General features: G+C 35.2%; 7 protein-coding genes and 1 pseudogene. All 8 read left to right on the top strand.

Annotated features, from left to right (window positions below; translation table 11 throughout):
- On the top strand, positions 1–568 hold a 568-nt coding region (locus ACKI3D_RS09670; protein WP_407394079.1), incomplete at its 5' end, for a zinc ribbon domain-containing protein.
- Between the two features lie 59 nt (positions 569–627).
- Positions 628–1245, top strand: coding sequence for a zinc-ribbon domain-containing protein (locus tag ACKI3D_RS09675; protein ID WP_407394081.1), 618 nt, complete (start codon positions 628–630; stop codon positions 1243–1245).
- Between the two features lie 207 nt (positions 1246–1452).
- On the top strand, positions 1453–3240 hold the full coding sequence (locus ACKI3D_RS09680; protein WP_407394082.1) for a hypothetical protein: 1788 nt from the start codon (positions 1453–1455) through the stop codon (positions 3238–3240).
- Positions 3241–3247: 7 nt separating this feature from the next.
- A complete protein-coding gene (locus ACKI3D_RS09685; protein WP_407394084.1) occupies positions 3248–5125 on the top strand; it encodes a DUF2357 domain-containing protein in 1878 nt (625 codons plus the stop codon).
- Positions 5126–5172: 47 nt separating this feature from the next.
- Complete coding sequence (locus ACKI3D_RS09690) at positions 5173–5565, top strand: (deoxy)nucleoside triphosphate pyrophosphohydrolase (protein ID WP_407394086.1); 393 nt, start codon at positions 5173–5175, stop codon at positions 5563–5565.
- Between the two features lies 1 nt (position 5566).
- Positions 5567–5713, top strand: coding sequence for a hypothetical protein (locus ACKI3D_RS09695; protein WP_407394088.1), 147 nt, complete (start codon positions 5567–5569; stop codon positions 5711–5713).
- Positions 5714–5718: 5 nt separating this feature from the next.
- On the top strand, positions 5719–8673 hold the full coding sequence (locus ACKI3D_RS09700) for a DEAD/DEAH box helicase (RefSeq protein WP_407394090.1): 2955 nt from the start codon (positions 5719–5721) through the stop codon (positions 8671–8673).
- Positions 8674–8932: 259 nt separating this feature from the next.
- A pseudogene (locus ACKI3D_RS09705) lies at positions 8933–9921 on the top strand (hypothetical protein); the annotation flags it as partial.

Below are 9921 nucleotides of genomic sequence, written 5' to 3' on the forward strand. Positions count from 1 at the left end.
GGAAATTAATGAAAATCATTTAAAAAATTTAGTTTTATGTATATTTTTGGGAGTAATATCTTTAGTACTTGTTATGAATCTAACTTATGAAATTTGGGTTTCTCTTATTATTTCTTCATTAATAATTGGTTTTCTCGCCAAAGGTTTAGGGTTATTTGAAAAATTTGATGATGCAATTACTGCTGCCATTTATTCATTCATTGCTACTTTTATAGCATTTTATGTATTTGTTCCATTTGCATCTTGGGTTGCAGCAGATATTTTGATATGGGCCTGTATTAGTGCAGTTATTGCAGCAATTATCAGTTTAATCAAATTATACTTTATTAAACAAGGCAATGAAGATTCACAAATTAAAAATAATTTAAATAAAATTGCAGAAAATATTGTGGATTTTAAAGATTGTCCAGAATGTGGAGCTAAAATAAAAAAAGATGCAAAATTTTGTGAAAAGTGCGGTTCTAAGATTGAAGATGTAGAAACTGAAGTCCTTTTATGTAAAAAGTGTGGAGCTAAAATAGAAAAGGATGCTGAATTTTGTGATAGTTGTGGAACTAAAACAGATTAAATTGTTCCTGGATTAATAGAAGAGATTTATTAATTAATTTTTTATTGCGAGGAGGTTATATGGTTAAATTCTGTTCTGAGTGCGGATTTGAAAATAAAGAGGATGCTCAATTTTGTAAAAAATGTGGAAAACCTTTTGATTCACTAAAAAATACCGCTCATAAAAATCAAAATAACAATAAACCCAAAAATAATAATGTATTAATAATTGCTGTTGCAGCAGTTATTTGCGTTGCTATTGTTGCTGGAGCGTTTGTTTTAATGAACAATAATTCTGGTGACGGGACCAATATATTACCTAGTGTAGGCTCAAATAATAACTCTAGTGATGTTAATAATGTATCTACTAATTTAGATTCAAACAATGATTCACAAACTCAGAAATCTTGGAAGTTAATTGACACTTACACCGGGGATGGTTCGGGTACAAAATCAATTCCTGTTCCAGCAGGGCATATTAAAATAAAGTTATCTGCTTATCCTATTAAAAACTATGCTACAAATCATTTATATGTGGATGGTTCTAATGGGGAATCTGGTGGAGTAGATTGGGGTTCAACAAGTGATGTTGAGACAAAATCTGATTCATTCGAATATTCTTCCAATTCAGAAGTAGAATTTACTATTGATTATTATGAAACTGTGAGTTGGGAAGTTAAGGTGTATCAATATTGCTAATTTATTTAATTATAAACATTATTTATATTCGTAGGTATTGTAATTGAACATTATTACGAATATAAATTATTAACTTTTTTTGCAACAAGAATTAAATAAACCTAGTTCTGTGTTATCGTCATTTTTTAATACCAGATTATACATAAATTGTAATGATAATGAAATATTGCTTTCATTTCGTAAAATTGCTTTGAGTAGGTTTTTAAAATGTCTGAAAATTTACAAATTGATTCGTTTTATAAATACTTAATATCTGAAGGATATTATTTTGATAAGGATTTAATTGAAAATTATTTATTATCTTTAAAAGTTAAACCATTTGAAATATTGACTGGAAATTCCGGAACGGGAAAAACAAAACTATCACAACTATTTGCCAAATTCATTAATGGGGATATTACTTTAAAAGAAGATAAAATCGATGATGAAGGATATTTCACGCTGAAAGTTAAAACTAATTATTCCTCTTGGAAGAATAATGGTTGGACTCTTCAAAAAGAGGGAATAGCGGATATCATTCCAATTAATGAGTGTGGAGCTAAATTTGATATGTCTGTTGATGGCATCCCTGCAAAAGGGGATATTAGAACAATGGTTCAACTATATTATGATAGTGAAAAACTCAAAGAACATTTTAAAGAATTATATGAAAGGAATCCTAGTGGTTCTGTTGATTTAAAAATATCTTGTGAGGATATTAAAGAATTTATTTCTAAAGATTATATTAAACCGAATGGGCAAATTTTATTAAAACAAAATTCTAATCAATCAGCTTTTGAAGAAAGACAGTGGTTTGTTCATAAAAATATTTTTGATTATTATCCATTTGATTCTGGATATTCAAAATGTAATGTTATAGTGGATGGAATCGAATCAACCGCAAAAATTAGAGTTGTTCCAAAATTAACTTTTAAGAAAAATGACCAACTGCAAAATTATTTACGACAAAATGAAGGTAAGGAAGTTGAAGTTATATTAAATATTGATAAATTTAATTTTGAAGATTTTATATCTAATTGGGATTGTTCAAAATCACGTAAGGTTGAATCTTTGGACATATTTCCAAATAATTCAAAATATCAGATTGTCCCGGTTGGAGCTAACTGGACAGACAACACTAACATTGTAGGTTATTATAATGTCATTACAGAAGAGTATCAATCAACTCCCGCTTATAAATTAATAAAACAAGCACAGGGCGATCCAAATAATCCCTATTTCCTAATTTTAGATGAAATGAACCTTTCACATGTTGAAAGATATTTTTCAGATTTCCTGTCAGCTATTGAAAGCGGGGAAGAAATTCCATTGTATGGTAATGAGGACAAATTATCACTTCCGGATAACCTTTTTATAATCGGAACTGTTAATGTTGATGAGACAACTTACATGTTTTCACCAAAAGTCCTTGACAGAGCAAATACCATTGAATTTGACACATTATCCGCTTGGGAATATATGTCTTCTGAATTAACAGAAGATGACTTTAACGGAGACATCAACTATCTACAATCCCCATTGATGGATTCAGACATTTCAAACTTAAACATTAAAGATTTAAAAGAGATTTTATCACAAATTACCTATGAAGAAGATAATTTATGGGATATTTTAGCTATTGAACTTACAGCGTTCCAAGAAACCCTTAAAGGTTCTAGTTTCGACTTCGGTTTTAGAGTAATCAATGAAATTTTAAGGTTCATGGTTGTGGCTTGGAGATATGAAAACGAACCTAGCGAATGGAACAATTGGGAGAGATACTTCGATGCTCAAATCAAGCAGAAAATCCTTCCAAAACTGCACGGATCTGAAAAAGCTATCGGCAATGTATTAAAAAATCTGTTTAATCTCTGTTTGGTTGATAGAAACAATAATGAAAACCCTAAAAACTTCAACATTAACGGTGAGAATTCTAGATATATTACTTCAGCTTTAAAGCTTCAAAACATGTCTATAGTATTGTCTGATCAGAGATATGTTTCATTTATTAATTAGGATTTAAATGATCGAACAAAAAGTTATTATTCATTTGACTGATGAGAATTCCAATGAATTTGGAACATTGACAGTCAGTTCTCTAGACTACAAGGGCACAGTTGAGTCAAACAATAACATTTCACATTATTTGTCTCTGGAAAATGTTCCAATAGTTGATGAACCGGACAATATAACTCCAATTCAATATTGTCCAAATATTGGAGCTAATTTTGCCAATTTAATGTTTTTGGAAGAAACTGAATATCAGATTTTATTTGAATCCAGAGATGCTAAAGCAAATTTCAATGTTTTATATTCTTTAACTAAAATGAATGACAATCATTTTAAACCATTCAGATTTGAATTAGGGGACAATAAGAAGTATAAGATTGCCGGAACACTAAACTTCAGAAGCTATGTTGGAAAATCATTTTTGGATGTTAGAAAAGGCAACATTAACTCAATTAAAGTTCCAATTGAAGTTAGATCTAAAAAGATAGATTACTTTAATCAATACTCAGCAATGATTGCTGATTTGTCACAGCATTCATTAAGTCTAATTTTTGAAGTCAACTCCCCATTATATCAGGAGTTTGAGTTGGATTACAGGCAAAAAGAGACTTATTATGAAGACTTCATGTTTTTAGAGTATTTGTTTAGAGAAGAGAATCTGCCCTCAATATTCGAATATTTATCTAAAAACCTGCATTCTCAACTTACAAACCGCACTGAAACCGTACCGGTATCATTTGCTTCAAACGTTAATCAGAATACATTAAAAAGCATCATATCAAAGCCAAATAATCTATTTGAGTCTGATGCAGATTTAGAGATTGTTGAAAAGCTAAATGGTTATTTGCCTTATGAAATTGACCAAGTAAAACATGAAGATGTTATTGATATTCCGGAAAACAGATTTTTCAAGTACTTTTTGGAGCTGATTCAGAATTTAGTTGAAAAATTGATTATAACCTCTAAGAAGAGTTATATTCAAGACAAGCTATTGTATTTTAGAGATGAAGTCGGATATTATCTATCTCAAAAGTTTTTCAATCATATATCAACAATGGATTATGTTCCATTCAACTCACAGATTCTACAGAAAAAAGAAGGGTATAGGGAGATTTTCCGGTACTTTTTAATGCTTGAATTTTCATTCAGATTAAGCTGGGATGAGATTAACAATCAATTTAAAGGTTTTGAAAAGAAATTATCTGAATTATATGAATATTGGTGTTATTTCAAGCTATTGAAAGTTTTAAACGATTTAAGCATTAATAAAATTAATTTTGAAGATGTTTTTGAAATTAACAAGGACAATTGGTCAATCAGAATTAAAAGGGGAGTAAAATCCGCTAAAAAATTTAAGCTTAATTTATATGGCCATGATATTGCGGCGGAATTGTTTTACAATCTAAGATTTTCAGACGATTCTCAATACCGCTCTTATTCTCTTGCATTCAGGCCGGATTACACATTGCTTGTAAAAATAGGGGAATATACAAATTATATTCATTTTGATGCTAAATACAGGTCTGAACTGGAAATAGCTAATTTTTATAGTATTGTCAAATCCAGTAAAGAGATAGATGATGAGATTGACGAAAGGGATTCTCTAGAAGAAAAGGATAATGTATTTAAAGATGGAGACATCTATAAAATGCACACTTATAAAGATTCAATTTTAAAAACTGAAGGTTCTTATGTATTGTATCCTGGAAATAAAACTAAACAGTTCTTTGAATCCGATACTGTTATTCCTTCTGTCGGTGCATTTTCCCTAACTCCTGGAAATGATGATGTTGGCGAGGATGATCTGGAAAGGTTCATTAAAGAGGTTCTTAAAACATTACTGTTTAATCAGGGATTGATCACACTTGAATTTAGAAGTGTTAAATCCTGAAACTATATAACCCAAGCTGCCAAATATAAAAGCAAAGGAGATAACCAATGAAAACTTTAAATGTTGTTGCAGCTATTATCAAAAAGGATAAGAAAATCCTGGCCACCAAAAGGGGCTACGGCGAGTTCATTAACATGTGGGAATTTCCGGGAGGAAAGATAGAACCCAACGAATCAAAACAACACGCCTTAATAAGAGAAATCAGAGAAGAACTCGACTGCACAATCGAACCGACCAAATTCGCACTGGACCTAGAATACCAGTACCCTACTTTTTATTTGAAAATGTCCTGCTTTGAAGCAATTATAACTGAAGGAACCCCAAAGCTTCTGGAACACAACGATGCCAGGTGGCTTAGCAAAGATGAGCTGGACGATGTCAACTGGATTCCGGCAGACCTGCAGATTATAGATTACCTGAAAGAAACTATGGATGATTAACATGGACAGAAGACTTGAGATGGCTAAAAAGAAAAAGGAAGAGCTTGAGGCCAAACTTGAAAAAGTGAAAGGCTCACCGAGAGAAGAGGAATTCCAGATACAGCTGGATAAAATAAACGAACTCATCAAACACCTTGAAAGCGAGTAGATTCTATGGACCCGGATGAAATCTTAAACGGAGCGAAAACCGCATTCATCGATCAGAACGCCAACTCCAGTTCAGATTTCAGGCCAAAGCTATTGTACAACAGCGCTGGCAACAAGGTAATCAATTCGATTAGAGACGAGCTTAGAAGCTGCGACGAGTTCACAATCTCTTCGGCATTCATCACCATGGGAGGAATCACACCTTTACTTGAAGAGTTCAGATATCTAGAAAGCAATGATATCAAAGGCAAAATACTCACCACAGATTATCTAAACTTCACAGAACCAAAAGCATTGAGAAAGCTTCAGGGATTCGAAAACATTGAAGTCAAGCTTTACAGCCAAAAAAAGGAAGGCTTTCACACCAAGGGATACATCTTCAAAAAGGACAACCTCTACCACGGCATTGTCGGAAGCTCCAACCTGACCATGAACGCCCTCACCATAAACAAGGAATGGAATGTCGAGTTCACGTCACTGGGCGAAGGTGAGCTTTTAAGCCAAATCAAAGATGAATTCGAACTTTTATGGCAGGAGGCAGACCCTTTAGATGAGGTTCTTCCGATATATGAAAAAATCTACGATGACAACAGGAAGTTCACCGATTTAAGAAAGATTACCGAAAAGATTAAGGATGAAAACATCACTCTGACTCCCAACTACATGCAGGAGCAGTTTCTAGAAAACATCCGCAATCTAATAAGTCAGGAAGAAAGCCGGGCAATCCTTGTTTCGGCCACAGGTACGGGAAAGACCTATGCATCCGCCTTTGCGGTAAACGATTTCAACCCCGAAAGATTTTTATTCCTGGTTCACAGGGAACAGATTGCAAAGCAGTCCATTGAAGCCTACAGGCATGTATTCGAAGATCATGACAAATTCGGATTGTTAACCGGAAATTTTAAGGATTACGATAAGGACTATCTTTTCTCAACCATCCAGACCATGTCCAAGGAGGACGTCTACACCAGATACGACCCGGAGCATTTCGACTACATCATAGTCGATGAGGTCCACAAGGCCGGAGCACTCTCCTATCTGAAGGTCCTCAACTATTTCAAGCCTAAATTCCTTTTGGGAATGACAGCTTCTCCTGAGCGTACCGACGGATTCAACATCTATGAATTGTTTGACAACAACATCGCCCACGAAATCAGGCTGCAGGAAGCTCTTGAAGAGGATCTTTTATGTCCCTTCCACTACTTCGGAATTACCGATGTCGAGTTTGACACAGGAGAGATTGATGATGATTTCACGGACTTCAATCTTTTGGCATCAAATAAAAGGGTTGAGTATCTAATTGAAAAGTCAGAGTTCTACGGATACTCAGGAGACAGGAGAAAGGCACTGGTGTTCTGCTCAAGAAAAAGGGAAGCAGAAATGTTATCCAAGCAGTTCAACAGAAGGGGATACAAGTCAGTTGTCCTTACAGGCGATGACTCACAGGAAAAGCGTCTGGAGGCAATAGACCGTTTGACAAACGATGAAAACCCCGACAAGATTGAATACATCTTCACTGTAGATATCTTCAATGAGGGTGTCGACATCCCTGAAATCAACCAGGTTCTCCTTGTAAGGCCGACCGAGTCTCCAATCATATTCATCCAGCAGCTGGGAAGGGGTTTGAGAAAGTACAAAAGCAAGGAATACGTGGTCATCCTGGACTTCATCGGAAACTACAAGAACAATTTCATGATTCCGATTGCCCTTTCCGGGGACAGGTCCTATGACAAGGACAGAATCAGGAAGTATCTCATTGAGGGAAACAAAATTATTCCGGGAGCATCTTCAATAAACTTCGATGAAATCTCCAAAAAGCGTATATATGAGTCAATCAACAACACCTCATTTTCCAAGGTGGCTCTCTTTAAGGAAAAGTATAACAATCTAAAATACAAGTTGGGAAGGATTCCTTCATTATATGACTTCGCAATCAACGGAGACTTCAACCCCGAAATCATTCTGAATCACAGCAAGTTCGATACCTACCACACTTTTCTAGAATACGTTGAAAATGACTACAAATCACACCTTTCAGGCGCTGAGGTAGCCACATTGAAATTCATTTCCAAAAAACTCATAAAGGGCATAAGGCCACATGAACTGGTCATTCTAAGCTGCCTTAAATATAACGGGTATTTTACACTATCTCAAATCGAAAGCTATCTCAAAGACAGATATGACCTTGACAATCAGTTTGACTCGATTAAAAGCGCAATCAACGTATTGAGCATGAACTTTTACAGAAAGGAAACCAGCGACGATTATCAGGCAAATACCGTAACAAGCTTTGTTTCAAAAGAGCAAATGGATTATGAAAACCTGTTTTTCAAATTCGACAAGGGCATCTATAAGGATTTGAAAAACAACAGGGACTATAAGTTTGAAATATCCGATTCACTTAGGGTATTTTTAACCAATTCCGTCTATTGCAGTCATTTCAGTGATGCTTTAAGCTATGCTTTCTACAAGTATGAGAATTTTTACAGAAGCGATTCTGCATTTAAGCTATATGAAAAGTACTCCCGTGAGGATGTCTTAAGGATTCTCAACTGGGAAAGGTTCATGAACGGCCAGAACATCGGAGGATACAAAATCAAGTACAACACCTGTCCGATATTCGTAACATACAACAAGGCAGAGGACATCTCGGAAACCATCAACTATGAGGATCACTTCATCGACAAGATGCATTTCAACTGGATGAGCAGAAACAACAGGAAGACCTCCAGCCCTGAGCTTGAACCGCTCATCAACTATAACGGAATGGATACGGAACTCTTCATCCAGAAGAATAATGATGAGGGAATTGAGTTCTACTATATTGGCAGGTTGACTCCACTATCCTACAAGCAGGTATACAGGACAATTAACGGTAGGGATCAGCCTATTGTTAATTTCAAGTTCAAAATAGACTCCGAAGTATCGGATGAAATCTATTCCTATTTCGTAAATGACTGAAATGGCTTTCGACCAGCTATTTTATTTAACATTGCCCTCCTATTTTCACCAATGAAACCCAAATCTTCCCAAATTACTTTAAAAAACACTTAATCATCCCCAATACTAAAAACATTAACTTCCTCCACCTCCGCACTTGAAATGCACCTGCCAGCCAAAATTAAACATCACCCCAATCAGAGCCAATTCGATAGAATTAATAGTATCATTGAAGAGAATATATATCAATTAAAAATATTTCTATAAGGAGGAAGACTAATTGCTAACCAGAAAGATGATGATGCTTGCAATATTTCTCGTGTGCATGATGGCTATTGGGGCCGTAAGCGCTGCAGACAATGCCGCTGATGATATTGTCAGCATCGAAGATTCAACTAGTATTATCGATGAGGAAATTGACGGCTCACAGGCAGCCGACGAAGATGACTTGAATGTTCAGGGCGAAAACGACAGGCAAAGTCCCGCATCCGAAAATCCGATATTGGGTGCAGGCAATGAAAATCAGTTGGCGGGCACCTGGTATGTCAACTCAAGCTCACCAAACGGAGACGGAAGCAGGCAAAATCCGTTCAACAATTTAAATAATGCGCTTAATGCATCCAAGGAATGCGATACGATCATGATTGCCTCTGGAACATACACCGGTTCAGGAAATAGGGGATTAACCATCGACACGAATAATTTGACTCTTGTGAAATATGGTGACGGTGAAGCGGTTTTCGACGCTGAAAAACAGGACAGATTTTTAACCATTAATGCAAACACCATCAATATTGACGGTTTGACCTTCCAAAACGGACAGGCTTATTTTGGGGGTGCAATCTACTTCAGTAATGAGTTGATTCATTCCAGTATAAATGCTAATTTTAAGGATAACACTGCAGAATATGTTGGTGGTGCAAACTTCTTCCAGGGTGCATTGAGGGATGTTTGTTTGTCTGGAAACTTCAGTAATAACACAGCAAACCTTGATGGTGGTGCAAACTACTTCTATAATACATTGAATAATGTTTGTTTGTCTGGAAACTTCACTAATAACACAGCAAACTTTGGTGGTGGTGCAAACTGCTTCGAGGATACATTAAGTAATGTTAGTTTGTCTGGAAGCTTTATTAATAATACAGCAAATGATTGTGGTGGTGCAAACTACTTTGTTCGCTCATTATGTAATGTTAGTTTGTCTGGAAACTTCACTAATAACACAGCAAAATGTACTGGTTATAGGGATGGTGGTGGTGCAAACTTCTT

Source organism: Methanobrevibacter sp. (assembly GCF_045586545.1).
Lineage (GTDB): Archaea > Methanobacteriota > Methanobacteria > Methanobacteriales > Methanobacteriaceae > Methanocatella.